General features: G+C 66.8%; 25 protein-coding genes and 1 pseudogene. 7 read left to right on the top strand and 19 right to left on the bottom strand.

The genetic code is table 11. The features are described 5' to 3' along the window. Nucleotides 1–35: 35 nt before the first annotated feature. Together A5686_RS14445 and A5686_RS14440 are read right to left on the bottom strand one after the other, a co-directional pair. On the bottom strand, nucleotides 36–260 hold the full coding sequence (locus A5686_RS14445) for a DUF5302 domain-containing protein (protein ID WP_067935213.1): 225 nt from the start codon (nucleotides 258–260) through the stop codon (nucleotides 36–38). Between the two features lie 50 nt (nucleotides 261–310). After that, the gene (locus tag A5686_RS14440; RefSeq protein WP_067935211.1) at nucleotides 311–754 is read right to left on the bottom strand and encodes a PPOX class F420-dependent oxidoreductase; all 444 of its coding nucleotides are present in this window, start codon (nucleotides 752–754) and stop codon (nucleotides 311–313) included. Nucleotides 755–829: 75 nt separating this feature from the next. Here A5686_RS14440 and A5686_RS14435 point away from each other — a divergent pair, with 75 nt between their 5' ends. After that, on the top strand, nucleotides 830–1,351 hold the full coding sequence (locus A5686_RS14435) for a DUF1697 domain-containing protein (RefSeq protein WP_067935208.1): 522 nt from the start codon (nucleotides 830–832) through the stop codon (nucleotides 1,349–1,351). A gap of 57 nt (nucleotides 1,352–1,408) precedes the next feature. On the opposite strand, the gene A5686_RS14430 is transcribed toward A5686_RS14435, so the two are convergent. Continuing rightward, the gene (locus A5686_RS14430) at nucleotides 1,409–1,774 is read right to left on the bottom strand and encodes a GntR family transcriptional regulator (RefSeq protein WP_067935206.1); all 366 of its coding nucleotides are present in this window, start codon (nucleotides 1,772–1,774) and stop codon (nucleotides 1,409–1,411) included. Nucleotides 1,775–1,811: 37 nt separating this feature from the next. Between A5686_RS14430 and A5686_RS14425 the strand changes: the two genes are divergently transcribed. Then, the gene (locus A5686_RS14425) at nucleotides 1,812–2,525 is read left to right on the top strand and encodes an NAD-dependent deacylase (RefSeq protein WP_067935203.1); all 714 of its coding nucleotides are present in this window, start codon (nucleotides 1,812–1,814) and stop codon (nucleotides 2,523–2,525) included. Nucleotides 2,526–2,537: 12 nt separating this feature from the next. On the opposite strand, the gene A5686_RS14420 is transcribed toward A5686_RS14425, so the two are convergent. Beyond that, entirely contained in the window at nucleotides 2,538–3,167 is a 630-nt protein-coding gene (locus tag A5686_RS14420; RefSeq protein WP_067935200.1) for a class I SAM-dependent methyltransferase, read from the bottom strand. A gap of 87 nt (nucleotides 3,168–3,254) precedes the next feature. Then, entirely contained in the window at nucleotides 3,255–5,573 is a 2,319-nt protein-coding gene (locus A5686_RS14415; RefSeq protein WP_067935198.1) for an MMPL family transporter, read from the bottom strand. 309 nt (nucleotides 5,574–5,882) lie between these two features. Here A5686_RS14415 and A5686_RS28210 point away from each other — a divergent pair, with 309 nt between their 5' ends. After that, on the top strand, nucleotides 5,883–6,005 hold the full coding sequence (locus A5686_RS28210; RefSeq protein WP_156655929.1) for a hypothetical protein: 123 nt from the start codon (nucleotides 5,883–5,885) through the stop codon (nucleotides 6,003–6,005). Between the two features lie 144 nt (nucleotides 6,006–6,149). On the opposite strand, the gene A5686_RS14410 is transcribed toward A5686_RS28210, so the two are convergent. Beyond that, on the bottom strand, nucleotides 6,150–6,902 hold the full coding sequence (locus tag A5686_RS14410; protein ID WP_067935195.1) for a 3-hydroxyacyl-CoA dehydrogenase: 753 nt from the start codon (nucleotides 6,900–6,902) through the stop codon (nucleotides 6,150–6,152). 43 nt (nucleotides 6,903–6,945) lie between these two features. Beyond that, on the bottom strand, nucleotides 6,946–8,040 hold the full coding sequence (locus tag A5686_RS14405) for a CaiB/BaiF CoA-transferase family protein (protein ID WP_067935407.1): 1,095 nt from the start codon (nucleotides 8,038–8,040) through the stop codon (nucleotides 6,946–6,948). Nucleotides 8,041–8,160: 120 nt separating this feature from the next. On the opposite strand from A5686_RS14405, the gene A5686_RS14400 reads away from it, so the two are divergent. Then, nucleotides 8,161–8,973, top strand: coding sequence for an enoyl-CoA hydratase (locus A5686_RS14400; protein WP_067935193.1), 813 nt, complete (start codon nucleotides 8,161–8,163; stop codon nucleotides 8,971–8,973). A 92-nt stretch (nucleotides 8,974–9,065) separates the two neighbouring features. Further along, nucleotides 9,066–10,409: a DUF2867 domain-containing protein gene (locus A5686_RS14395; RefSeq protein ID WP_067935190.1), complete on the top strand. Its 1,344-nt coding sequence runs from the start codon at nucleotides 9,066–9,068 to the stop codon at nucleotides 10,407–10,409. Between the two features lie 2 nt (nucleotides 10,410–10,411). Here A5686_RS14395 and A5686_RS14390 read toward each other — a convergent pair whose 3' ends face one another. Together A5686_RS14390 and A5686_RS14385 are read right to left on the bottom strand one after the other, a co-directional pair. After that, on the bottom strand, nucleotides 10,412–11,134 hold the full coding sequence (locus A5686_RS14390; protein ID WP_067935188.1) for a CPBP family intramembrane glutamic endopeptidase: 723 nt from the start codon (nucleotides 11,132–11,134) through the stop codon (nucleotides 10,412–10,414). Next, entirely contained in the window at nucleotides 11,131–12,279 is a 1,149-nt protein-coding gene (locus tag A5686_RS14385) for an NAD(P)H-binding protein (RefSeq protein WP_067935185.1), read from the bottom strand. The genes A5686_RS14390 and A5686_RS14385 overlap by 4 nt, the downstream gene beginning before the upstream one ends. Before the next feature lie 313 nt (nucleotides 12,280–12,592). Between A5686_RS14385 and A5686_RS14380 the strand changes: the two genes are divergently transcribed. Continuing rightward, complete coding sequence (locus A5686_RS14380) at nucleotides 12,593–13,093, top strand: isoprenylcysteine carboxyl methyltransferase family protein (RefSeq protein ID WP_067935182.1); 501 nt, start codon at nucleotides 12,593–12,595, stop codon at nucleotides 13,091–13,093. Continuing rightward, nucleotides 13,090–14,106 carry an NAD(P)/FAD-dependent oxidoreductase gene (locus tag A5686_RS14375; protein WP_067935179.1) on the top strand — a complete coding sequence of 339 codons (1,017 nt, stop codon included), beginning with the start codon at nucleotides 13,090–13,092 and terminating at the stop codon, nucleotides 14,104–14,106. The genes A5686_RS14380 and A5686_RS14375 overlap by 4 nt, the downstream gene beginning before the upstream one ends. 125 nt (nucleotides 14,107–14,231) lie before the next feature. Here the strand turns inward: A5686_RS14375 and A5686_RS14370 are convergent, their stop codons facing one another. From A5686_RS14370 to A5686_RS14325, 10 genes and pseudogenes are all read right to left on the bottom strand, one after another. Further along, nucleotides 14,232–15,023, bottom strand: a complete 792-nt coding sequence (locus A5686_RS14370) for a crotonase/enoyl-CoA hydratase family protein (RefSeq protein ID WP_067935176.1) — start codon at nucleotides 15,021–15,023, stop codon at nucleotides 14,232–14,234. Further along, nucleotides 15,020–16,168 (bottom strand): thiolase family protein, encoded by a 1,149-nt coding sequence (locus A5686_RS14365; protein ID WP_067935174.1) that lies wholly within the window; start codon nucleotides 16,166–16,168, stop codon nucleotides 15,020–15,022. Before A5686_RS14365 ends, A5686_RS14370 begins: the two co-directional genes overlap by 4 nt. Nucleotides 16,169–16,337: 169 nt before the next feature. Continuing rightward, a pseudogene (locus A5686_RS14360) lies at nucleotides 16,338–16,944 on the bottom strand (lysophospholipid acyltransferase family protein); the annotation flags it as partial. Further along, nucleotides 16,941–17,168 carry a hypothetical protein gene (locus A5686_RS14355; protein WP_067935172.1) on the bottom strand — a complete coding sequence of 76 codons (228 nt, stop codon included), beginning with the start codon at nucleotides 17,166–17,168 and terminating at the stop codon, nucleotides 16,941–16,943. The pseudogene A5686_RS14360 and the gene A5686_RS14355, both read right to left, overlap by 4 nt. A gap of 33 nt (nucleotides 17,169–17,201) precedes the next feature. Further along, on the bottom strand, nucleotides 17,202–18,686 hold the full coding sequence (locus A5686_RS14350) for an aldehyde dehydrogenase family protein (protein ID WP_067935170.1): 1,485 nt from the start codon (nucleotides 18,684–18,686) through the stop codon (nucleotides 17,202–17,204). A gap of 114 nt (nucleotides 18,687–18,800) precedes the next feature. Next, nucleotides 18,801–20,018, bottom strand: coding sequence for a cytochrome P450 (locus A5686_RS14345; protein ID WP_067935166.1), 1,218 nt, complete (start codon nucleotides 20,016–20,018; stop codon nucleotides 18,801–18,803). Between the two features lie 9 nt (nucleotides 20,019–20,027). Next, a complete protein-coding gene (locus A5686_RS14340; RefSeq protein ID WP_067935165.1) occupies nucleotides 20,028–21,032 on the bottom strand; it encodes an SDR family oxidoreductase in 1,005 nt (334 codons plus the stop codon). Beyond that, nucleotides 21,025–22,167: a spirocyclase AveC family protein gene (locus A5686_RS14335; RefSeq protein ID WP_067935164.1), complete on the bottom strand. Its 1,143-nt coding sequence runs from the start codon at nucleotides 22,165–22,167 to the stop codon at nucleotides 21,025–21,027. The genes A5686_RS14340 and A5686_RS14335 overlap by 8 nt, the downstream gene beginning before the upstream one ends. Nucleotides 22,168–22,171: 4 nt before the next feature. Further along, nucleotides 22,172–23,290, bottom strand: coding sequence for an ABC transporter substrate-binding protein (locus A5686_RS14330; protein ID WP_067935163.1), 1,119 nt, complete (start codon nucleotides 23,288–23,290; stop codon nucleotides 22,172–22,174). Nucleotides 23,291–23,375: 85 nt separating this feature from the next. Then, nucleotides 23,376–24,242 carry a CbbQ/NirQ/NorQ/GpvN family protein gene (locus tag A5686_RS14325; RefSeq protein WP_067935161.1) on the bottom strand — a complete coding sequence of 289 codons (867 nt, stop codon included), beginning with the start codon at nucleotides 24,240–24,242 and terminating at the stop codon, nucleotides 23,376–23,378. Nucleotides 24,243–24,267 lie beyond the last annotated feature (25 nt).

Raw genomic sequence — 24,267 nt, 5'->3', positions numbered from 1 at the left:
AAGCAACATAATCGGCTGCCAAGAGCCAGCGGTCGTCAGCCGCTTTTGCGGCGGAATTCCCGGCGGTTTCCCACCGCGCCGTGCGCCCGCGACTGCTTGGCGGCGCCGCCCTTATGGTCGGATCCGTTCGACGATTTCGCCATCTTGCGGTCCAGGGCTTCGCGGAATTTGCGCTTGGTGTCCTCGTCCGACCCGGGCGATCCAGCGGCGCCCGAAGACTCTGACGACTTCGAACCCTGCCGGGCATTCGATTCAGCCATACGGGGCAGCCTAGCCCGGGTTTGCCCAAACGGTTCGGTAGGCCGCGCGGCTACCGCTTCCCCGGCGGCATGCCGTACAGGTGCGAGATCGGCAGCGTGAGCAGTACCCGCCGATCGGTGACCATTGCTTGCCGGTATTCGTCCCAGTCGGGGTGCTCGCCGGCGATATTGCGATACAACGCAATCAGTGCCTCCACGGTGTCGTCGTCGGGCGCGGCGGCCGGGGGTGTCAGCTCGGCGGTGCCCTCTGCGACGGCGTAGGACCATCCGTCGTCGGCGTCGACCAGAATCGAGGCTCGCGGGTCCCGACGCAGGTTGCGGGTCTTGGCGCGCGGCTCGGTGATGGAAACCTGGATCGCCATGCTGCGCGGATCGAAGTGGTAACTCACGTTCGAGAGCTGCGGCCGCCCGTCGCGCTTGATGGTGGCCAGCACCCCGAGAGAATGTCCGCTGATCAAGGCCAGCAATTTGTCGTCGAAGACTTGGCGTCCCATGACGAAAGCGTACGTCGCGCGTGGCCGGGGCGGCCCGGCATATAGGTTGTCAAGTCGACCTGGTGGAATCGGGGCATGGCCAAGTACGTGGCGTTCCTGCGTGGCGTCAACGTCGGGGGCGTCAACCTCAAGATGGCCGAGGTGGCGACCGCACTCACCGAGGCGGGGTTCACCGAGGTCCGGACCGTCCTGGCGACCGGCAACGTGCTGCTGGAATCGACCGCCGGTGTGGCGTCGGTGCGCAAAACGGCCGAAGCCACGTTGCGCGCCCGGTTCGGCTACGACGCATGGGTGCTGGCCTATGACCTGGGCACGGTGCGCGCCGTGGTCGACGCGTACCCGTTCGAGCGTGAGCTCGACGGCTATCAGTCCTATGTCACGTTCGTCGCCGACCCGCCCGTGCTGGACGAGCTTGCCGCGCTGGGCAAGGGCGCGGGTTGCGACGAGAAAATCCGCCGCGGCGACGGCGTGCTCTATTGGCAGGTGCCCAAGGGCAGCACGCTGGACAGCAGCATCGGCAAGACTATGGGCAAGCCGCGGTACAAGTCGTCGACCACGACGCGCAACCTGCGCACGCTGGAGAAGGTGTTGCGCTGAGCCGCGGCTATCGAACGGTCTGCGCGCCAAGGATTTTCCATGCCCGTCGGGCATCCGTCACTCGTCGGGCACCGCTTCGATGTAGCGCATTGCGTCGTTCTTGTCCAAGCCGAGCCCGCGCGCAACCCGGACGTACTCGCGGGCCGCGGCCGCCATCGCGGCGTCGGTCGGGTCGTAGCGGGCGATGAAAGTGCCGAAACGCCCGCGAGTTTCGATGATGGCGGAGGTCTCCAGCTCACGGTAGGCGCGCGCGACCGTGTTGACGGCGACGCCGAGCTGGCCGGCCAGATCCCGAACGGTAGGCAGGCGGGTGCCGGGCGGTAGGGCGCCCTCCCGGACTCCCTCGATGACCTGCGTCCTGAGCTGGTCGAACAACGGCTTGCCCGCCTTCATGTCGACCTTCAACCAGTCACCCAGCTCCACCCGTCCAGTATCCCCCACTCCCGGCTATGTTGGTGGCATGCGAGTAGCGGTGCTCAGCGGCGCGGGGATCTCCGCGGAAAGCGGAGTGCCGACCTTTCGTGATGACAAGAACGGATTGTGGGCACGCTTCGACCCTTACGAGCTTTCCAGCACCCAGGGCTGGCGCGACAACCCTCAGCGGGTTTGGGGCTGGTATTTGTGGCGCCACTACCTGGTCGCCGACGTCCAACCGAATGCGGGCCATCGCGCCATCGCCGCCTGGCAGGAGGACGCTCAGGTCAGCGTCATCACCCAGAACGTCGACGACCTGCACGAGCGCGCTGGCAGCCACTCGGTTCATCATCTACACGGCAGCCTTTTCGAATTCCGTTGTGCGCGTTGCGGTACGCACTACTCGGGCGCCCTGCCCGCGATGCCCGAGCCGGCGCTGGAGGTGGATCCCCCGGTGTGTCACTGCGGCGGCCTGATCCGGCCCGACATCGTGTGGTTCGGTGAACAACTGCCCGACGAGCCCTGGCAGCGCGCCGTCGAGGCGACCGAAACCGCCGACGTGATGGTGGTGGTCGGGACCTCGGCGATCGTATATCCGGCGGCCGGGCTGGCCGAACTGGCGCTGTCCCGCGGCACCGCCGTCATCGAGGTCAATCCCGAGGTGACCCCGTTGTCGGGCAGCGCGACGATCAGCATGCGCGAGACGGCCAGCCAGGCTCTGCCCGGCCTGCTGCAGCGGCTACCAGCCCTGCTGAACTGACGAGACGGCCGGTCAGGGCCGGCGCGCGCGGCCGAGTAGGACCTCCGAGACCGGCATCGGCGCCCAGGACGGCAACGTGAACTCCCGCCGCGACGTCTGCACTTCGAATCCCGCCTCGACGATCGAGCGCTCGGTATCCCGGTGAGTGTGGCAATTGCCGAAGAGCCGCGGCCACAGCGTCGCATCGACAAGACGCTGAAAGCGGCCCCGCACACCGGCGCTGGCGATGTGCTCGAGATAGCGCAACTCCCCGCCCGGCCGCAGCAACGAGTACAGGCGCCGCAACACGTCGCCCGGGTCGCGCACCGAGCACAACACCAGCGAGCACACCACCGCGTCGAACGGCTCCGCGCCGCTGAACGTTTCGGCGGTCTCGCCGGTCACGACAACGCGGGCGGGCGCCGCCTCGGCGGTTTCACGGGCCCGGGCCGCCAGCCGCGGCTCAGGCTCCATCGCGACCACCTCCTCGACGGACCCCGGGTAGTGGGCGAAGTTCGTGCCGACTCCTGCGCCCACTTCCAGTACCCGGCCGCGCAGCCCGGCCAGGTTCTCCCGGCGCATGGCCTGGATCGCCTCGACTTCATGGGCGGCGACGACTGGCCAGATCCGCGCGAACAAGGGGTGGTCAACCGTAGTTGTCATATGAACCTCCCCGACTCGGATGAGCCCCACAATATGGTCTGGATAAACGACGGTCTGAATAAACGATGGTCTGGATACACGGCGGCGTTAGCCGATATTGGCCACCGGCTCGGGGAGCTCGGGTCTTCCGGCCGGTTCTAGCTTTTCGGGGGTCTCTTCGGCCGCATTCTCGCTGATGCCGAATCGGTCGTGCAGCCATGCCAGGGGCTTGGGCGCCCACCAATTCCATCGGCCCATCACATGCATGAAGGCCGGGACGACGACCATCCGCACCAGGGTGGCGTCGGCGAAGACGGCAAGCGTCAGCCCGAGGCCGAACATCCTCATGAACGAGACGTGGGCCGCGATCAGCGCCGCGAACGACATCGACATCACCAATGCGGCCGCGGTGATCACCCGGCCGGTGCGGGCGACGCCGAGCGCCACGCTCTCGTCGTTGGCGGCGTGGGCATGCTTCGCTGTCGGCTTCGCCGGCCGCGCGGCGCCGGAAGCCAGCCAGTACTCACGGATCCGGGAGAGCAGGAACACCTCATAGTCCATGGACAACCCAAAGGCGATGCAGAACAGCAGCACCGGCATGTTCGCCACCAGCGTTCCGCTCGGCGTCGTTCCGAGCGCACCCAGATGGCCGTCCTGGAAGATCCACACCAACGCACCGAACGCAGCCGTCAACGACAGGACGTTGCAGGCCAGCGCCTTGGCCGGCAGCAGCACGCTGCCGGTGAGCAAAAACAGCAACACGAAGGTGATCGCCGCCATCAACCCGAGGACCAGCGGAAGCCGGTCCGTCACGGCCTCGACGCTGTCGCGATTGACCTGGGCCAGCCCGCCCATCTCGACGGATCGGCCAGCGGGTCCGGGCACCCGGTGCAGCCGTTCGAGCTGGGTCTCGTTCGCCGAAGAAAACAGCGGCGCCGTGCTGCTGACGGTCAGAAATGCGCTGCCGTCGGCCAGCCCGGTGGCCCCGGACGGCGGTCCGACGCGGTTGCCGGCCGTGAAGGTGCCGCCGGGGCCTGACACCGCCGAGACGTCGGCAACCCGCGACAGATCGGCGGCGTAGGTGTCGAAGTCCGACGGGCTCAAGCCGGTGGCTTCGGGGATGACGACGGGCACCGACGTCGCCGAGTCGTGCGCGAAATCGTTGCGCAGCCGGTCGCCCACCTGATGCGACGACGCCGACCGGGGCAGCACCCGATCGTCGGGGAAGCCCCACGCCACACGGAGGAAGGGATACCCGAGCAGCAACAGCAAGGCGACGACGGTCAGGCCGATCGGCGCCCAGCGGCGCATCACGAACTTCGTGGACCGATACCAGAACAGTTGCTCGACCGGTCCATGCACCGGTTCGGGGCGCCGCAACGTCTTCCGCACCATGCGGCGCACGTCCAGGGCGTCCAACCGCGGGCCCAGCAGCACGATCGCGGCCGGGGTGATCACTATCGAGGCGGCCGCGACGAAGGCAACGGTGGCCACGCCGGCGTAGGCGAACGACTTGAGAAAGTACATCGGGAACGCCACCGTCGCCGACATCGACAACGCCACGGTCACCGCGGAGAACAACACGGTGCGGCCGGAGGTTGCCATGGTCCGGATGAGCGCTTCGTCGCGGTCGTGGCCCTCGGCCAATTCGTCGCGATAGCGGCTGACGATCAACAGCGTGTAGTCGATCGCCAGAGCCAGGCCCAGCGCGGTGCTCAGGTTCAGGGCGAAGATCGATACCTGGGTAGTGAAAGTGATCAGGCGCAATACCGACATCGAACCGACCACGGCCAGCGCGCCCAGCGTCATCGGCAACGCCGCCGCAAGCAGCCCGCCGAACACCCAGATCAGCACCAGGAAGCTCAGCGGCAGAGCGATCAACTCCATCACTAGGAGGTCGGCCTGGTTCTGCGTGTTGATCTGCGCGTACTGCATAGCCGCCCCGCCGGCCCGCACGGTGACGCCGTCACGGTCATGGATGAACTGATCCGCCAACGTCTGCGCATTGCTTTGGGCGTAGTCCTCGCCGCCTTTGAGGTTGACGATGATGAGTCCGGACTTGCCGTCGCGGCTCACGAGGTCCGCTGAAGCTTGTGGTGGCGCGGTCCACGGTGAGGAGACGTTGTAGACGAGCGGGGATTTTTGCAGCCGGTCTACGAGGTCGGTGCCCACCGTCCGGGCCGGTTCGCTGGTGGTGCCGCCCGGCGCGGTAACCAGGATCAGCACCTGCTGGCCACTTTGGCCGAACTTGTCGCTCAACACGCTGCCGGCGCGGCCGGACTCGGAGTGCGGGTCTTGAAAACCACCGGGCGACAGGCTCTTGGCGACGGGAACGCCGAAGACAGCGGCGGCGATGAAAACCAGCACCCCGATCGCGATGATGCGTCGGGGCGCCCTGATCGCGACGCGGGCGGTTTTCTGCAGCATTTCCGGCCCTTCCGCTGCCGATGCTCCGTTGCGCCGGCCCCTCGCTAGTCCGCGCCAACGTAACAAACGCTAATTTGCACACGTCGAACAGTGCACTCCCTTTAACACGCAGAGCCGACTCGAACCGTTCAACGCCGTTTTCAAACCGCTCGGACAATAAGAGTCCGGCCAGAAAATGTGCCGCCAAGTAAGCAGCTCACGGCACAAATCCGTGCGGCAGCCACGGACAACCTACTCGCCGGTAAATTGCCAATATTTTCCGAATCGTGACTCAAAGATTCCTTAATGGTGGCCCATACGCTCAGTGTCATGTGGATCGACGACACAAGTGCCGACGTCATCAAGGTTGACTTCGATGCCCTCTACCACGGCGATGTGCTGGTGGAAGGCGAAACCTCGGAGCAGTTCGACGAACTGCAAGCCGCGAGCTGAGGCAAGCCATGAGCATGCTCGCACGGCTGTTGATGGCCGAACCGAACGTCAGTCGATGGTTCCGCAAGTAACCAATTGATCGTGGTTATCACGAAAGCCCCCCGCCGACGCGGGGGGCTTTCGTTTTGTCGGACGGGGTGCGGCTCAGCGAGGCGCCATGCGTATGGCGCCATCCAGGCGGATGACCTCGCCGTTGAGCATCGGATTCTCGACGATGTGGACGGCCAAGGCGCCGTACTCGTCGGGATCACCAAGCCGGGCCGGGTGCGGGACTTGCTTGCCCAGGGACGCCTGCGCCTCTTCGGGCAGCGACCCCAGCAGCGGCGTTTTGAACAGGCCCGGCGCGATGGTCACCACGCGGATGAGCTCGCGCGACAGGTCGCGCGCGATCGGCAGGGTCATACCCACGACGCCGCCCTTGGAGGCCGAGTAGGCGGCCTGGCCGATCTGGCCCTCGAACGCAGCTACCGAGGCGGTGTTGATGATGACACCCCGCTCCTCACCGACCGGCTCGGTCTTGGCGATGCGCTCGGCGGCCAGCCGCAGCACGTTGAAAGTACCGATCAGGTTGACCCCGATTACCTTCTTGAAGCCGTCCAGCGGGAACGGGCCGTCCTTGGACAGGGTCTTGATGGCGTTGCCGATGCCGGCGCAGTTCACGTTGATCCGCAGCGTGCCCATCGACTCCGCCGCGTCCAGCGCTTTTCCGACGGCGCCCTCGTCGGTGACGTCGGCTTCGACGAAGCGGGCGCGGTCGCCCAGCTCGCGTACCGCTTCCTCGCCACGTAGGTCGACCACCACCACCTGGGCACCGCGGTCGAGCAGTCGCTTGGTGGTGGCCAGGCCCAGGCCCGACGCTCCCCCGGTAACGACGGCAACAGCGTCTTTGATCTCCATCCGAGTCCTTTCGTGTACTGCCGACCAACTTGTTGGTTGGGAACTATACCCAGTCGTTCAGCATGTCCGCGGCGTCGCTCACCTGCGACGCGGGGCGCGGGGTCTCCGGCGCGGTGCGGGAGAACCGCGGCGCCGGCAGCGGCTGCAGGCCGCCGTCGACTTCGTAGAACGTGTTCCGCTCGGTGATGTGCGGCTCGGTTTGCACCTCGCCGAAGGCCAGCACCGGCGTCACGCACGCGTCGGAGTCAGCGAACACCTTGGCCCAGTGGTCGCGGTCGTGACTCCGGAACTTTTCGACCAGGATCGCGCGCAGTTCGGGCCAGCGGCTGACGTCGTTCTGCCCGGGTAGGTCGACGCCGTCCAGCCCGAGCCCCGCCAGCATGGCGGCGTAGAACTGCGGTTCGATGGCGCCGACCGCGACGTAGCGCCCGTCGGCGCATTCGTAAGTGTCGTAGTAGGGGGCACCGCCGTCGAGCAGATTGGTGCCGCGCACGTCGGTCCACATCCCGGCGGCACGCATCTGCCACATCATCTGGATCAGGACGCTCGAGCCGTCCACCATCGCGGCGTCGACGACCTGCCCCTTGCCGGAGGTCTGCCGCTCCCACAGGGCGGATAGGATCCCGAGCAGCAGGAACATCGAGCCGCCGCCGAAGTCACCGACCAGATTCAACGGCGGAACCGGCCGCTCGTTCGCCCGGCCGATTGCATGCAGGATGCCGTTCAGCGAGATGTAGTTGATGTCGTGGCCCGCCTGCTGGCTGCGCGGGCCGGTCTGGCCCCAGCCGGTCATCCGGGCGTAGACCAACCTGTCGTTGACCTTGGCGCAGTCTTCGGGGCCCAGGCCGAGCCGCTCGGTGACGCCCGGGCGGTAACCCTCGATGAACACGTCGGCCTTGGCGATCAGTTTGAGGACGAGGCCGCGCCCTTCGTCGGACTTCAGATCGACGGTCACCACCCGCCGGTTGCGCATCATGGCGTCCTTGGCTGTGCCTCCGCCGCCACCCGCGGCCAAAAAGGATGGGCGATCGATGCGCACGACGTCGGCACCCAGATCCCCCAGGATCATCGCGGCGTGTGGCCCGGGGCCGATGCCGGCCAACTCGACAACACGCAGTCCCTTCAACGGTCCAGCCACGATCCACCGACCTTTCGTCTGCTCTGACGCCGTTGACCGTTCGCAACCAAGCCACCGGTCGTTCGACATCTTCGCAGCCGTGCCGGAAGGCCATGCACGCCGGTCACTTATGGTGAGCCCATGACTTCATCCGCGATCGCCACCCTGACACCCGTCGCAGGCCTGGATGTCACGCTGTCGGACGGCGTGCTGTCGGTGACCATCAACCGGCCCGGCAGCCTGAATTCGCTGACTATCCCGGTGATCACCGGAATCGCGGATGCGATGGAGTATGCGGCCACCGACCCCGAGGTCAAGGTGGTGCGGCTGGGCGGCGCCGGGCGCGGCTTCAGCTCCGGTGCGGGCATCAGCGCCGACGACGTCTCCGGCGGCGGCGGCGTCCCGCCGGACGAGATCATCCTCGAGATCAACCGCCTGGTACGCGGGATCGTCTCACTGCCGCACCCGGTGGTCGCCGTGGTCCAGGGACCCGCGGCCGGCGTCGGCGTCTCCATCGCCCTGGCGTGCGATGTCGTATTGGCTTCGGAGAGCGCGTTTTTCATGCTCGCCTTCACCAAGATCGGGTTGATGCCCGACGGCGGCGCGTCGGCGTTGGTGGCGGCCGCGATCGGCCGGATCCGGGCCATGCAGATGGCGCTGCTTCCGGAGCGGCTGACCGCCGCAGAAGCCTTATCGTGGGGCCTGGTCACCGCGGTCTATCCGGCCGGCGACTTCGATGCCGAGGTGGACAAGGTGATCGCCCGGTTGTTGAGCGGCCCGGCGGTGGCATTCGCCAAGACCAAGCTGGCGATCAACGCCGCCACGCTGACCGAGTTGGACCCCGCCCTGCAGCGTGAATTCGACGGACAGTCGGTGCTGCTGAAATCCGCCGACTTCGTCGAGGGCGCAACGGCCTTCCAGCAACGGCGCGCCGCGAACTTCACCGACCGCTGACGTTGTTGCCGTGATCGGCCGCAACGCTTAATCAGCCGTTGATGAGGTAATCCTCCTCGTCAGACGAATGGCTGACGAACGACGGAGGATCGATGCCCGAACAGGTGCGGTGCCTGGTAACCGGAGCGACCGGCTACATCGGTGGGCGCCTGGTGCCCCGACTGCTGGACGAGGGCCATCGCGTTCGGGCCTTGGCGCGCAACCCCGACAAGCTCGCGCAGGTGCCGTGGCGGCAACAGGCGGACGTGGCACGCGGCGACCTCGGTGATGTCGATTCACTGATCGCCGCGTTCGACGGCATCGATGTCGTCTACTACCTCGTCCACTCCATGGGCACCTCGAAGGACTTCGTCGCGGAGGAAACCCGCGCCGTCCGCAACGTCGTGACGGCCGCGCAGCGCGCCGGGGTGCGCCGAGTGGTGTATCTGAGTGGGCTGCATCCCGAAAACAGCGATCTCTCACCCCATCTCGCATCGCGCCGGGCCGTCGGTGACGCGCTGATCGACTCCGGCATCGAGACCGTGGTGCTGCAGGCCGGGGTGGTCATCGGTTCCGGATCGGCCTCGTTCGAAATGATCCGGCACCTCACCGACCGACTGCCGGTGATGACCACGCCGAAATGGGTGCACAACAAAATCCAGCCGATCGCGGTGCGCGACGTGCTGTACTACCTGGCCGCGGCGGCGACGGCCCCGGTCCCGGAGTCGCGCACCTGGGACATCGGCGGGCCGGACGTATTGGAATACGGCGACATGATGCGCGTCTACGCCGACGTGGCGGGCCTGGGCAAGCGCTACCTGATCGTGCTGCCCTTTTTGACCCCGACGATCGCCAGCCTCTGGGTCGGGACCGTGACGCCGATCCCGCCCGGCCTGGCGCGGCCGCTGATCGAATCGCTGGAATGCGATGCGGTGATGCGCAATTCCGACATCGACGGCATCGTCGCGCCACCGCCCGGCGGCCCGACCGGCTACCGGCGGTCCGTCGAACTCGCGCTTGCGGGCGCGGCGCGTGGTGCGCCCGAACCGACGCGGTCGTCGTTGCGGGCCGAACCGGCCGAGGCGCTGCCGACCGACCCGGATTGGGCTGGCGAGATCGTGTACACCGCCGTGCGTACCGCCGCGACCACTGCCGCTCCCGCGAGCGTCTGGAAGGCGGCGGAGGACGTGCTGAGTTCGCGCGCAACCGGGTGGAAGGTCGAGGAGCGCACGGCGGGAACCCTGTTGCGGCTGCGCTCCACAAAGCGAGCGCCGGGATGCGAGTGGCTCGAGATTGCGGTCATGGGCCAAGACGATGGCGACACGCGCTATATCCAGCGGTCCACCTTCCTACCGAGGGGCATCCCGGGGCGGGTGTACTGGTTCTTCGTTCGGCCAATCCGCTCCGTCACGATGCGCGCTCTGGCCCGCGACGTCATCGCGTCCGCGCAAGGGTGAGGTCAGACGCCGAACATCGGGGGCAGCGCGAGAACCATGATCAGTCCCCACACCAAGTGGGTGAGCACCGGCGCCAACACGCCGCCGGTGGCCCGGCGCTCGAACGCGCACACCGTGCCCAGGATGATCGCGGCGAAGCCGAGCATCGGGTTGCCGCTGGCCAGCGTCGCGCACGTATAGAGGACAGTCGAGATCACGATCGGGTGATAGCGGCCCAAGGCGGTGTAGAGCGCGCCGCGAAAAAACACTTCCTCGGCGATGGCGTTGACGAGCGTGATCGCCACGATCACCGGATACCAGCCGTGGTGGGCGTAGAGCAGCACCCGGGTTATCAACTCCGCCACAGGCGTGATCTGCCGCGCGATCAGCCCGCCTATCACGAAGGCCCCGCCGAGCAGGAGGCCGATCGTCGTCCCGGTGATGACCGGCCGCTGGTTACGTCCCCGCCAACAGATACCACCAAGGTGCAGCGGGCCGGAAATCAGCGCCCCTGCGGTCCACACCGCAGCGAGTGCGAGGGTCAACCAGTAGAAGCTTGCATCCCCTGGATGACGCCGCAACGAAAAGCCGAGCACCCCGGCGCCGATGACCACGGTGATGGCGACGACGACCCGACGCCGCCGCACCACCCGGGGCGACTCATGATGGGGCACAGCAACATTGGTGACCGCACGGCGGAACTCGGTGAACACGCCGGTGCGATACGGACTCGTCGACTGGGTCATGCAGGACGGACCTTCGGGGTCAGGGCGATCATGATGTCGAGGCCGGTGCGCACCGCTCCGGCCACCGGACCGGGGACCATGTTCACCAGCCCCAGGGTAGGCCGCACGACCGGTGGGGTGACCCGCCGCGCGAGTCGGCGGATGCGCAGCGCATCGCCGCCGGCCCAGGCGGGATCGGTGTTGGCCAGGTGGTGTGGATCGGCCAGCGCGTTGACCGGACGCGGCCGGTGCGTGGACTGTCCGGTCAGGGCCAAGGCAATGGACTCGTCGATGCCCAGCAGGCCGCCCGGCGGGTCCGGAACGTGGTCGCGTAGCCCGCTGGCGGAAGCCACCATCGGGTGGTCCAGCGATTCCACCAGATCGCCCGCCAGTCCCGGCGGCACCGGCAGGGCGACACCCGTGATCAGCGACGCCAGCGTGGTGTCGATCCTGCCCACGGGCAGCCCGGTATGCCAGCGGCCGGAGACGCGTGCATACGCCTTGAGCAGGTGCCGGTAGGACGTGGTCTCCGGCCCGGCTATGTCGTACGCCCCGGCGGGCACCAAGTCTCGATCGGCCGCGGCCACGAGATAGTGCAGGACATCGCGGATGGAGATCGGGTCGATCGGGTTGTCCATCCAACTCGGGATCGGGATCAGCGGGAAACGGTCACCGACATAGCGCATCATCTCGAACGACGTCGAGCCGGCGCCGATGATGATCGCCGCGCCCAGCCAGACCAGCTCCGGGCCGTCCGGGAGGGTGAGCGCCTCGGCCACCTCGGCTCGGCTGGTCAGGTGCTCGGACAGGTCTTCGTCAGCGGGCACGAAGCCGCCCAGGTAGACGATGCGTGGCACCCCGGCCTCACGAGCCGCCGCCGCGAAGTTCGCGGCCGCGGTTTTGTCGGCGTCGCGAAATCCCGGCTGGCCGATCGCGTGCACCAGGTAATACGCCACGTCGACGGGCCCGCAACTGGCGAAAGCGGAGGCCAACGTCTCGGGGTCGGCCGCGTCCAACTTCACCGGCGTGACGTCGTCGAACCAGCCAAAACGCTTGAGGCGCGCAGGGTTTCGCGTCGCCGCCACCACCTGGTGCTGATCGTCCAGCAGCGCGGTGACCAGGCGTGATCCGACATAACCGGTGGCACCGGTGACCAGAGCCCGCATACCCCGACCCTAGCGACCCGCCCGCGCGGCGGGCATCTGAACCGGCGGTGCGGCGGCGCCGTCACCCCGATATGGACGGAGGTGGCGATTTCGCCGGCTCGACGGGCGCCGCGCTGACACTGACGCGCGTTGCTGGCGTTGCGATGAAGTTTCCATCCCATCGCTATACCCAAAGTGAAGCTCGTCCCCGCGTCGGCCGATATCGGCGATGCACCGATGCCGGGAGCGATCGGCCCGATGATCGCGTTGGGGCAGACGCTCCGCGCCGAGCTGCCGCTTTCGGCCCGATAGTGAGCTGGTAAAGACTGTAGCCATGTATTACCTGCTGGTGCTGGCGGTCGGACTCGAACGCGTCGCGGAGCTGGTGGTCTCTACCCGCAATGCGCGCTGGTCGTTCACCCAAGGCGCCAGGGAATTTGGCCGATCCCACTATCCGGTCATGGTGCTCATTCACACCGGTCTACTGGTGGGCTGCCTGGTCGAGCCGTGGGCGCTGCACCGGCCGTTCATCGCATGGCTGGGCTGGCCGATGCTGGCGGTGGTGGTGGCCAGCCAGGCATTGCGGTGGTGGTGCATCACGACGCTCGGACGGCGGTGGAACACCAGGGTGATCGTTCTGCCACAGGCCCCATTGGTGCGTCAGGGCCCCTACCGCTGGCTACATCATCCGAACTACGTTGCGGTCGTGGCCGAGGGGTTGGCGTTGCCGTTGGTCCATACCGCGTGGCTGACCGCCGCGGTTTTCACGCTGGCCAACGCCGCGCTGCTCAGGGTGCGCCTGCAGGTGGAGAACTCCGCGTTGGGTTACACGTGACGGATTACGACGCGGACCTATTGATCGTGGGCGGCGGCCCCGGCGGGCTGGCCACGGCGTTACACGCTCGACGCCTCGGACTTTCGGTGATCGTGGCCGAGCCCCGGGACAACCCCATCGACAAGGCGTGTGGCGAGGGGTTGATGCCCGGCGGGCTGGCCGAACTGACCTCGCTGGGCGTGGATCCCGTCGGCATACCTTTCCACGGAATCGCCTACGTGAGTGAACGACGGCAAGCCCAGGCGCGCTTCCGCGGCGGCCCGGGCCGTGGCGTGCGTCGCACCACATTGCATGCGGCGCTGGCCGCGCGCGCGAAGGAGCAAGACACCGACTGGATCCGCACGCGGGTGACCAGCGTGGCCCAGGACGCCCACGGGGTTTCGGCCGCCGGCGTGCGAGCGAAGTGGTTGGTGGGGGCCGACGGGTTGCATTCACAGGTCCGGCGCGCCGCTGGAATCGCGGTGACGGCGGGGACGCCGCGGCGCTACGGGGTGCGCTGGCACTTCCGCGTTCCGGCATGGTCGGACTTCGTCGAGGTTCATTGGTCGCGTTGGGGTGAGGCGTACGTGACACCGGTCGAGCCCGACCTGGTCGGGGTGGCGATCCTGTCGCCTAACCGGCCCGACCTGGCGTGGTTCCCGAAACTGGCCCGCCGGCTGCGCCGCGCCGACTCGGGACACCCCCGGGGCAGCGGGCCTTTGCGACAGGTGGTCTCCCGCCGGGTCGCGGGGCGGGTACTGCTGGTCGGGGACGCAGCCGGTTACGAGGACGCGCTCACCGGCGAGGGCATCAGCCTGGCGCTCAAGCAATCCGCCGCGGCCGTCGACGCCATCGTCAACGAGACGCCGGGGTCCTACGAGCGGGCGTGGCACCGGATCACCCGCGATTACCGGCTGCTCACCCGCGCGCTGGTGCTGGCCAGCTCGCCGCGAGCGGTCCGGCGCGCCGTCGTGCCGACGTGCTCGTTGCTACCCACGGTGTTCGACCGCGGCGTCAACATCCTCGCGGGCTAGCGATCGTCACCAGTCCTGCCGGTGACGACCCGCGGCGCCCGGCTACGCCGCGCTTGCGATCGTCACCAGTCCTGCCGGTGACGACCCGCGGCGCCCGGCTGCGCCGCGCTTGCGGTCGTCACCAGTCAGCGTGCCTTCCAGACCGGCTCCCGCTTCTCGGCGAACGCGCGCGGTCCCTCCTTGGCGTCTTCGGAGTGGAGCAGGGCCTTCATCTCGCGCATGGTGCGCTCCCAACCCGGTTCGTCACCCACCACGACGCCGTCGTCGACACCGTAGGCGACCCGCTTGCTGGCCTGCACCGACAATGGCGCGTTGACGGTGATCCGCGCGGCCAGCGCCAGGGCGGCGTCCAGCACCGAGCCCTGCACGACGACCTCGTTGATCAGCCCCCATTCGCAGGCGGCGGCCGCGCTGAGCGGCTCGCCGGTCAACAGCAGCCGCATCGCGACCTTGCGCGGCAGCTGCTCGGCGATGCGAAAGACGCCACCGGCGGCGGCGATCAATCCCCGCTTCACCTCGGGGAGGCCGAACTGCGCGCGTTCGTCGGCCACCACCAAGTCACTGGCCAGCGCTAGCTCGGTGCCACCGCCGAATGCCGTCCCGTTCACCGCCGCGATCGTGGGCTTGTCGATGAAGTGGTGGACGTATCCCGCAAAGCCCCACTCGGGATGATCGGGGTGATAGAGATTCTCCCGCCGGGCGATCGCCTTGAGATCGGCCCCGGCGCAGAACGACTTGTCGCCCGCGCCGGTGACCACCACCGCGCGCACCTCGGGGTCGTGCTGCGCCTCTTCGAGGGCATCGCCGAGACCGATGCTGACGGCGGCGTTCACCGCGTTGCGGGCTTCCGGCCGGTTGATGGTTACCACCATCACGTTGCCCCGGCGCTCGACCAGAGCCCCCGGCGCCTCCGTCACAGCAGTTCCACGATGGTGGCGTTGGCCTGACCGCCACCCTCGCACATGGTCTGCAGACCGTACTGAATTCCCTTGTCTCGCATGTGGTACAGCAGAGTGGTCATGATCCGGGCACCGGACCCGCCGAGCGGGTGGCCCAGCGCGATGGCGCCGCCGTTGGGGTTGAGCTTCTTCTCGTCGGCGCCGATGTCCTTGAGCCAGGCCAGCGGAACCGGCGCGAACGCCTCGTTGACCTCGTAGGCGCCGATGTCGTCGATGGACAGCCCGGAGCGCTTGAGCACCTTTTGGGTCGCCGGGATGGGCGCCGTGAGCATGATCACCGGGTCCGCACCGGCCAGGGCCGCCGTGTGCACCTTGGCGATCGGCTTGAGCCCCAGTTCCTTGGCCTTCTCGGCGGACATGAACAGGATCGCCGCCGAGCCATCGGAAATCTGCGATGAGTTCCCGGCGTGAATCACCCCGTCCTCCTTGAACGCCGGCTTCAGCGAGGCCATCTTCTCCATCGGCGTTCCGCGGCGGATGCCTTCGTCCTTGAGAATCACGTTGCCGTCCTGGTCCTTGATGCCCACGATCTGGTCATCGAAGGCGCCGGCATCTTGTGCGGCGGCGGCCTTTTCATGAGAATCCAGGGAGAACTGGTCGAGCGCGGTGCGGTCGAACCCCCACTGCTCGGCGATCATCTCCGCGCCGATGCCCTGGTTGGGGATCTGGCCTTCGTAGCGGTCGAGGAAAGCCTGTGGATACGGGCGCCCGCCGTTGGCCAACGACGCGCCCATCGGGGTCCGCGACATCGACTCGACGCCACCGGCGACGACGACGTCGTAGTGCCCGGCGATGACGCCCGCGGCCGCGAAGTGGATGGACTGCTGGCTCGAGCCGCACTGCCGGTCCACGGTCACGCCTGGAACGGTCTCGGGCCAGCCGGCGGTCAGCAATGCCGTGCGGCCGATGTCGAGGGCCTGCTCACCGGCCTGCATGACGCAACCCCAGATGACGTCGTCGACCAGGCCCGGGTCGACGCCCGCCTTGTCGACCAGGCCGTTAAGTACCTGTGCGGACAGATCCGCGGCGTGTACCCCGGATAATCCGCCGTTGCGCTTGCCGATCGGTGAACGCACTGCCTCGACGATGACGGCTTCAGCCATGGTCTTGTCTCCTTGACATGTGGGACTTCGAAAAGAGTGGGAGTCTTGCGTTGATTGTCAACCAAGGGGTTGGGCGGGGGAAGCCCGGGGTGCCATGGGCGTCCACAGCCCAGCCCACGGCTACCGACGAGATCGGAACGAACCAGAAATTTGTTCGCCCGCCACACGCGGAGAACCCGAACGGGAATCCGACGGTGATCGGCAGAATGTCGGACCGCCACCGCGACAGGCCCAGGCGCTTCGCCAGCCACGTACCACGGGTGAGGAACAGTTGGCTTTCCTGCCCGCCGATGGAGACCGCAGGCACGATCGGCACCTGCGCGTCAATCGCTGACCTGACGTATCCAGTCCGGCCGTTGAAGTCAATGACGTTCTCCGCCAACGTCGGCCGGTAGGCGTCGTAGATTCCACCCGGAAACACCAGCACCACACCGCCGGATCGCAGCGCTCGCGCCGTATTTTCCGAGGTGGCGCGAATGACCCCGAGGCGGCCCAACCATTCCGACATCGGCCCGACGAACATCCCGTCGTGGCCGAGCGTGTACAGCGGACGCCGATAGCCGAACCTGCGGTAGAAGGCGGCGGCGAAGATCAGCACGTCGGGGGTGAGCATCCCGCCCGAATGGTTGCCGACGATCAGGGCACCGCCCATCGGTCGGCGCCGATTCAAGCCCGCGAACTTCGAAGCGAAACCATCGCCGTGCCAGTGGTTCTGCCGCGGCGACCAAGCGTTCGGTGAGGCCGGGATCCCACTCGCCGATGTCGTCCGCACTCACGAAATCGGGGTGAACTCGAGGTGCAACTCGGACAGCCCCCGCATCTGCCAGGTCGGGTCGTGAGTGTAGCGACGAGCGTCCGGCGGCCCATGCTTGTCCTGCGTGATCGCGATGTCCGACATCCTCAGCGCGATCGCACGCTCGCCCGCATGCACATTTGCCCGCTCAACCGGCCCCTGCTCAACCGCGATTGCCGCCACGGTCGCGATCAATCTGAAAATCACGACCCTGACGGCAATCTCGTCGACCGGTGGCTGCTAGCCGGCCGGGTAGGCTACCGACTTGATTTCGGTGTACTGGTCGAATCCGGCGACACCGTTCTGGCGTCCCACACCGCTTTCCTTGTAACCACCGAATGGTGTGTCGGCGCCATAGGGTGCTCCGCCGTTGACGCCCATGAAGCCGGCCCTGATCCGGCGGGTCACCGACAACGCACGTTCGAGAGAACCGGCAAACACGTTGCCGGCCAACCCGTACACGCTGTCGTTGGCGATCCGGATCGCGTCCTCCTCGTCGTCGAACGGAATGACCGACAGCACCGGCCCGAAGATCTCCTCCTGCGCGATGGTCATCTTGTTGTCGACGTTGGTGAAAAGCGTTGGGCGGACGTAGAACCCCTTGTCGAAACCGGTCGGGGCGTCGGGACCGCCGACCAGCGCGGTGGCACCTTCCTCGACACCCTTGTTGATGTAGCCCATCACCCGCTCGTACTGCCGTTGCGAGATCACCGGGCCGCACAGCGTCGCGGGATCCTGCGGGTCGCCACACGTGACGTTCTCGTAGATTTTCTTGAGGATTTCCACGCCCTCGTCGTACCGGGACCGCGGCAGTAGCAACCGGGTCGGGTTGGCGCAACCCTGCCCGGCGTGCATGCACGGCGCGATGCCGACCATGCACGCCGTCCCGAAGTCGGCATCCTCCAACACGATGGTGGCCGACTTGCCGCCGAGTTCGAGGAACAGCCGCTTCATGGTGGCGGCGCCCTTTTCCATGATCCGCTTGCCGACCACCGTCGAACCGGTGAACGAGATCAGGTCGACCTTGGGCGACAGCGTGAGCTCCTCGCCGACGAAGTGGTCCGAGGCGGTGACGACGTTGACGACGCCGGCCGGGATGTCGGTCTTCTCGGCGATCAGCCGGCCGAGCCGGGTCGCGTTGAACGGCGTGTTGGGCGCCGGCTTGAGCACCACGGTGTTGCCGGTGCCCAGCGCCTGGCCGAGCTTGTTGAGGGTGACCTCGAACGGGAAGTTCCACGGCACGATCGCTCCGACCACGCCCACCGGTTCGCGCCAGACCTTGCGGGTGGTCAGCGTGCCGGTGAGGCTGACGACCTTGTCGCCGAGGTCGGTCTCCCAGGCGTACTCGTCGATCAGGCGGGCCGGATACTTCAACCCGTCTTCCAGTGGCGCGTCGAGCTGGGGACCGAACGTGATGGCCCGGGGCGATCCGACCTCGAGGATGAGTTCCTCGCGCAGCTCGTCGATCTCGGACTCGATCGCCTCGTGCAGCTGCAGCAGGCAGCGCTTGCGCAGCTCCTTGTTGGTTGACCAATCGGTCTCGTCGAAGGCACGCCGGGCGGCGTCGATGGCCCGGTGCATATCCTCCTTCGAGCCGTCGGCGACCTCGCCGAGCGACTCCTCGGTCGCCGGGTTGATATTGGTGAAGGTGCCGGCTTGTCCGTCGACGAGCTTGCCGTCGATCATCATCTTCGGCTCGAAGCGGACCTTTACAGCCTCAGTCATATCTGTCACTCTCTTCCGACTCGGTAGAGGGGCGGCCCGCAGAGCGCTGGTTACCCTACGGGGAGCCTTACTGGAAACTAGCCGATTGGCAAGTGGAGCCTCGGCGAGGGCCGGTCATCGGGGGTCGAAGAGCACCGGAACCGACGTCGGTGACCGGAAGACCTGGCCGCGGATATGGGGGTCGTCACCGTCGGGATCCAGCCGCAGGTTCGGCAACCTGTCGAGCAGAAGGTTGATGGCGGTACGCATCTCAAGCCGCGCCAAGTGCATGCCGAGGCAGACGTGGACGCCATGCCCCCAGCCCAGATGGGCCCTGGCCTCTCGGTGGATGTCGAACGTATTCGGATCGGGATAGCGATCCTCCTGCCGGTTCGCCGAACCGAGCATCGGCATGACCGTCGCGCCGGCCGGGATCGCCACGCCACCGAGTTCGGTGTCGCGAGTCGCCACCCGGGTGATGGTCAACAACGGCGATTCCCAGCGCACGCCCTCCTCGATCGCCTGGGGCAGCAGCGATCGGTCCGCGCGGATGGCATCCAGCTGCGCCGGGTCCGACAACAGCGCCAACAGCAGGCTGCCGAGTGCGCGGTAGGTCGTCTCGACGCCCGCCGGCAACAGCAGCCGAAGGAACGAGAAGATCTCCTCGTCCGCAAGCTGCTCCCCGTCGATCTCGGCCGCAGCGAGGGCGCTGATCAGATCGTCCTTCGGGTCGGCCCGGCGGGCCTGGAGTATCGGCGCGAAGTACTCGCACAGGGCGGCTGAGGCCGCAAGCCCGCGTTCGGGGTTCATCAGCCAGCTCAGCAGCGAAATCGACCACCGCTGGAACTGCGGGTAATCCTCTTCCGGCAGGCCCAGCAGTCCGGCGATGATCTGGCTCGGGTAGTCAAAGGTGAATTCCTTGACCAGATCGGCCTTGCCGTTCGGCGCGAACTTGTCGATGAGGCTGTTTGCCACGCGGCCAACCAACTCGTCCTGCCAGCGCGCCAATGACTTCTGCGAGAACGCCTTGGACACCAGCGACCGCAACCGGCCGTGGATTGGCTCGTCCATGCCGAGCATCACGCCTTCGCCCAGCACCGGGCCGAATGCGGCGATCACGGCGGCCGAGGAGAACGTCTCGTTGTCGCGCAGCATCTGCTGGATGTCCTCGTGGCGATACACGATGAACATTGGCAGCCCTTCCTCGTGCGGAAGCGCTCCCGACGTCTCAAGTCGCTGCACCGGTTCCTCGTTGCGCAGCCGCGCCAATTCGGTGTACGGGTCACGCACGTCACCGGATATCGCGTCATCGAAGGCGCCGAAATCCTCGAGGTCGTCGAAAAGTTGTTCCATGATTGCCCCTTAATCCCCTTGCGGTGCCGCATTCTTTTGCGACGAGAACCGCCCCGCTGCCGCGGCCAAGCGCTGCAGTACCGGCTGCGGAAGAACACGGGCGACGAAGACCATCGCCTTCTGACTTGTCGTCAACGGCCACACCCCACCCCTCATCGAGCCCTGCCGTGGTATGCCCAGCACGAGCCGCGACATGTGGTGCATGCCCGATGCGGGCAGAATCCTGTTGGCCACCAACAGCATCGAGGCATCGGGTCCGACACCTCGGCGGCGGAATGCGCCCCGATCCTCGATCGCCTTGAGTAGGCCGTCGGTGAACCGCTCCGGGGGGCGTGCCATTTTCATCGCGAAGCGCCCGCGGCTGTTCATGGTGTTGTGCAGCCGGGCGTACGGGCCGTTGAAATTCCGGTCGTCGGTGGTGCCGGCGTCGGTGATGATCTCGGTGTCATACGTACCGGCCACCAGGACGGTGACCCCGAGGCCGAACGGAGCGATCTCGCACGCCATCGATTCGCCCCACCGCTCCAGTGCTCCCTTGGCCGCCGAGTACGGTGCGGTGGCGGGCTGGCCCCGCACCCCGGCCGCGCTGGACACCAGCACGATTCGCCCCTCCCCCGCCGCCCGCATCGACGGCAGCAGAGCCTGGGTGAGCGCGACGGGGCCCAGGACGCTGGTGGCGAGCATTCGCTGCCACAGCGCCATATCGGTCTCCTCGACCATTCCGGCGGCGGAGATACCGGCGTTGTGCACCAGCGCATACGGTGCGCCCACGGTTTCCTCGATTGTTTTGGCGGCCGCGGCGATGGACGCGCTGTCCGTCAGGTCAAGCTGGACACCGATCAACCGTTCGTCATCCTCACCGGACTGCGTCGCCGCACGCAACAATGGCATTCCGCGGTCGGGCGCGCGCATGGCCGCGACCACGCGCCATCCCTCCCGGTACATCCGCACCGCCGAGGCGAAGCCCAGTCCGCGGGACGCACCGGTGATGACGACCGTGCGCGGCTCAACCATTCTCGCCCTGGGTTGCACAGGCGCCCTGCCCGGGCGGCGGCGGTTCGACGTGCGGCCGACCATTGGGCTCCCCGCTGGCCCAGGTCGACCAGATGCCGACCGAGTAAGGTCCTTGCGCGCCGGCTTTCTCGTAATACCCTTGCGGGTCATACACTTTGGCCTCCGGATACGGCCATGGGCAGGCCACCGAGGTGGCGGCATGGCTGACCTTGATGACCCAGAACCAGGTGCCGTAAGCGAAGTACGACACGTTGATGATGACGAACATCACTAGGAACGTGCCCAGCACCGGACGCGTCGGGAACAACTTCGCTTTCGCGGCAAGCTTTTCCGCGACCGCCTTACCGGTGTCGTCGCGGTAGCACAGGATCGCGGCCGGCACCATCACGAAGCACACCGAGAACGATTCCCAGATCAGCGGGAACTGGAAGGTGGTGCCGGTGAACACCGATCCCCACGGGATCACCTGCGAGTAGATGTACATGCCCCAGTGGATCAGGGTGTTTTCCAGGAAGGCATCGAAAATGAACCCGATCACCAGAACGATCGCGCCCAGGCAGATCAACGGGTGCCGGGAGACGTAACTGGTGGGCCCGTACTTTGCCTGCAGCCGGCGCAGGATCCAGACCCCCGGGAAGTAGGGCCCGAAGTAGAACATCACGTAACCGAAGACCACGAACGGTTCGACCGTCGGTGACAACGACACCAGCGGCCAGGATTCCGGCCAGTGAACGAGATCGGGGTTGTACACCGCGAACGGCGCCCAGTTCATGATCGGGTCCTGCCACACGATCAGCGTGGTACACAGGAACATCAGCATCGCCGGGCTACCGGGATTGCGGCGCCAGCCCCTGATGAAGACGATCAACAAAACGATCAGCGCCACGACCGTGGCCCAGTCCAGGAAGGTGATGTAGTCCAGCCCGAACGTGAACTTCACCGGCCGCGGCCGTCCTACCACATTCGGGTTTGCGATGCGTGGGTCAAGCGCCACACGGCAATTGGCGATGAAGAACAGCGCGAAGGCCGCCAGCGCCGCGCCGGCGATCCAACCGCCCCAGCTGCGCCTGCCCTTGCGCTGCGGGACGGCCGGTTCCTCCTGCGCGGCAGGCGATGTGGTTTGTTCGGTGGACATCGAGTCAGCCTTCCACTCCGAAGCGATCGACCAGATGCGAGTTGACGCCGTCGGCATCGAGGGTGCGCGCCACCAGATACCCGGCACCCATCCAGGCCCGGCGCGTCCACTTGCCGAACGACACCCGGGTGCCGGGAGCACCAGATGCGGCGGGCATCATCTTGACCCGCTCCAGGGCCTCCTTCACGCCGCGCGGGCTGAGCGGATGGGCATCGCTGAACGCGCGCACCAGCGTCGCGGCGACGTCGCGGTTCACCACGGTCACGCAGAACTCGGGGCGGCTGCCGTTGTACTTCTTCGCGTAGTTGTCGAGGAAGTCCTGGCCGATTCGGTTCGCTTCGTCGTACTGGTCGACACCGGTCCAGCCCATGAACGCGTTCCACATGATGGGGTTGACCCAGGCGTTCTGCCACGCGGTCGTGGTGAACCGGGGCGGGTCCCAGCCGAGGGACTCGAGCGCGGGGTTGATGAACACAATTCCGAATCCGAACCCCAGGTGCACGATCGCCTCGGCCTTGGCCTCATGAAGCGTCTGTACCGCAGCGTTGATGTCCTGCGCCGTCTGGGCGATTGAAACTTCCGCCACGATGCGAATGCCTTTGCGACGGCAGGCACTTCGCAGGTTCTTCAGGTAGCTCTCGCCGATGAGGCTCTGTTCGACCAGCACACCGATCTCGGCCAGGCCGCGCTTGGCGATGAGGTCGGCCAAAAAGATCGGCTCATCGGTCATCGATCCCTGGGGGAAGGCGAATGTCCACTCACCCAGCCAGTCGTCGGTGCCGGTTACGCTGATCGCGGGCACCTTGAACCGTTCCTCGATCGCTTCTCGCAACGGCACGCAGTTATCGGTGATGTTGGGACCGAAGACCACGAGGCAGCCCTCGTCGACCAGTTCGCCATACGCATCGATCACCGCCTTGACCGAACCCTTGGGCAGCCCCTCCACCTCGCGATAGATCATCTGCACGGGGCGGTCCATCACGCCCTGGGCGACCGCCTCCTCGAAGATCAGGTCGAAAGTCTGGGTGAAGGAGGCGAACAGCTCCTCGGGAAACCCCGGGGGGAGCTTGAAGTCCATCAAGTAGCCGACCTTGATCGGCTCTGCGGTGCTCTCGTAGGACATCCGACCTCCCAGGTGACTCGATTTGCGCACGCCGAACCGAAAAACCTAATATTTGTTCAGACCCTAGCGGGGGCGGTATGCAGCGTCAATCATCGGACCGGCCAGACCCGTCCGGCGCCAGGTAGATCTCGATCATTTCACCCAGCGCCTTACCCACCGCCACGTCGTCGGTCAACGGTCCGGCGATCGCGGCGCGCGCCGCGTCACGCATGCTCAGGCCCTCGGCGACCAGCTTCCCCGCGGCGATCAGCACCCGCGTCGAGGCGACCTCACGCAGCCCGCCGGTCTCCAGTCTGCGGATGGCCTGGCCGAATCGGACCAGTTCGGCGGCGGTGGACCCATCCACGCCCGCCTCGTGCGCGACGATGCCCTCTTCGATATCTGCGGTGGGGAAATCGAATTCGATGGCGACCATCCGCTGCCGTGTCGAATCCTTGAGATCCTTCAGCACGCTCTGATAGCCCGGGTTGTACGACACGACGAGGCCGAATCCTGGCGCCGCGTCCAGCGTGACGCCGAGTCGCTCGATCGGCAGCTGACGCCGATAGTCGGCAAGTGGATGCAGCACCACTGTGGTGTCCTGCCGGGCTTCCACCACTTCGTCGAGGTAGCAGATCGCACCCTCGCGCACCGCGTGGGTCAACGGGCCGTCCACCCACACGGTCTCGTCGCCGCGCAGCAGGTAGCGCCCCACCAGGTCGGCGGTGGTGAGGTCGTCATGGCAGGCGACGGTGATCAACGGCCGGCCCAAGTCGTGGGCCATCGCCTCGACGAACCGGGTCTTGCCGCACCCCGTCGGACCCTTCAGGACCAGCGCCAGGCCCTGCCGGTAGGCCGCCTTGAAGATCTCCTCTTCGCTGCCGACCGCTTGGTAATAGGGCCGCACTGCTTCCTTTCCGTCCGCGTCGGGCAGACCGCCATTGAAGTAAGCAAGCCCGGACTCGTTGGCCATAGCTTCCCTTCTGCTACTTCCGGCG

The organism is Mycobacterium sp. E2479 (assembly GCF_001667925.1).
In the GTDB taxonomy this organism is placed as follows: Bacteria; Actinomycetota; Actinomycetes; order Mycobacteriales; family Mycobacteriaceae; genus Mycobacterium.
The sequence above is the reverse complement of the archived record's forward strand: the minus strand, read 5'-3'. Positions and strand labels throughout refer to the sequence as shown.